Origin of the sequence: Vibrio sp. 10N.222.46.A1 (assembly GCF_041473595.1) — a bacterium.
Classification (GTDB): domain Bacteria; phylum Pseudomonadota; class Gammaproteobacteria; order Enterobacterales; family Vibrionaceae; genus Vibrio; species Vibrio tasmaniensis_A.
The window spans coordinates 1-1,086 of the sequence record NZ_JBFRSN010001491.1; the positions used below are offsets into that span (position 1 = coordinate 1).

Below are 1,086 nucleotides of genomic sequence, written 5' to 3' on the forward strand. Positions count from 1 at the left end.
TGGCATTGAACAAGTTGTGTTAAGGAAGCCGCAAGTGATCTTCACTTCTCAGCACGCAATTGAGAATGGAACCATGTGGCAAACTTGGGAAGATGAGATCCCGGCAGTTGCTCAAAATCAGATTTGGTCACTTAATTCTGACTGGATTAATCGCCCGACAACAAGAACTTTGAAAGCAATCCAACAAGTGTGCGATTTCTTCGATAGAGCTAGGCAAAATCACTAACTATTTGCAGCGTTTTTTCGTACAATTCGCCACCGACCTGTCCCTACAATTTTAACTATAAGAGCACCAGTATCATGGACTCCATGCTGCTTTATATTATCGATTTATTTGGCACCGCCATCTTTGCCGTCTCAGGCGTATTTGTCGCTGGCCGTCTTAAGATGGATCCCTTTGGCGTAGCCGTTCTAGGCAGTGTAACCGCGATTGGCGGCGGTACTATTCGTGACATGGCACTAGGAGCAACTCCCGTGTTTTGGATCACCGATACCACCTACCTTTGGGTTATCATCACCACCTGTTTGCTGACCATGATTATAGTAAGACGTCCAAAGCGTCTGGCTTGGTGGATATTGCCGGTATGTGATGCGATCGGCTTAGCGGTGTTTGTTGGTATTGGTGTAGAAAAAGCACTGATTTATCAAGACTCGGCATTAGTGGCCATTATCATGGGTGTTATCACAGGCTGTGGTGGCGGTATTATCCGTGACGTGCTTGCACGCGAAGTGCCAATGATTCTAAGAAGTGAAGTCTATGCGACCGCTTGTATCATTGGTGGTACTTTCCATACCATGGCGCTCAACATGGGACACGACTCAGAAACCGCCTTTTTGGCCGGCGTCTTCACGACACTATTGATTAGGCTTGGCGCTATTCGTTGGCACTTATCACTGCCAACCTTTGCTATCAAATAAGCTATCGTTACAAAGTGAAAGGCTCCGCAAAGGAGTCTTTTTTAATCCAGCTCGTTCTGCAATCCATTCTAATGCTCTCGTGACACTTTGCGTTCACAATTTAAAATACCTAACTGAGTTCAAACCTTTAGTTTCAAATCTAGAGAATGAATGTTGTTTGAGGTAAGT

Annotated in this window: 1 protein-coding gene and 1 pseudogene; both read left to right on the plus strand. The window is 45.2% G+C overall.

Features of this window, described 5'->3' with window-relative positions:
- Nucleotides 1-226: pseudogene (locus tag AB4496_RS27585) on the plus strand (cobalamin-binding protein); the annotation flags it as partial.
- Between the two features lie 74 nt (nt 227-300).
- On the plus strand, nt 301-918 hold the full coding sequence (locus tag AB4496_RS27590) for a TRIC cation channel family protein (protein ID WP_009848396.1): 618 nt from the start codon (nt 301-303) through the stop codon (nt 916-918).
- Nucleotides 919-1,086 lie beyond the last annotated feature (168 nt).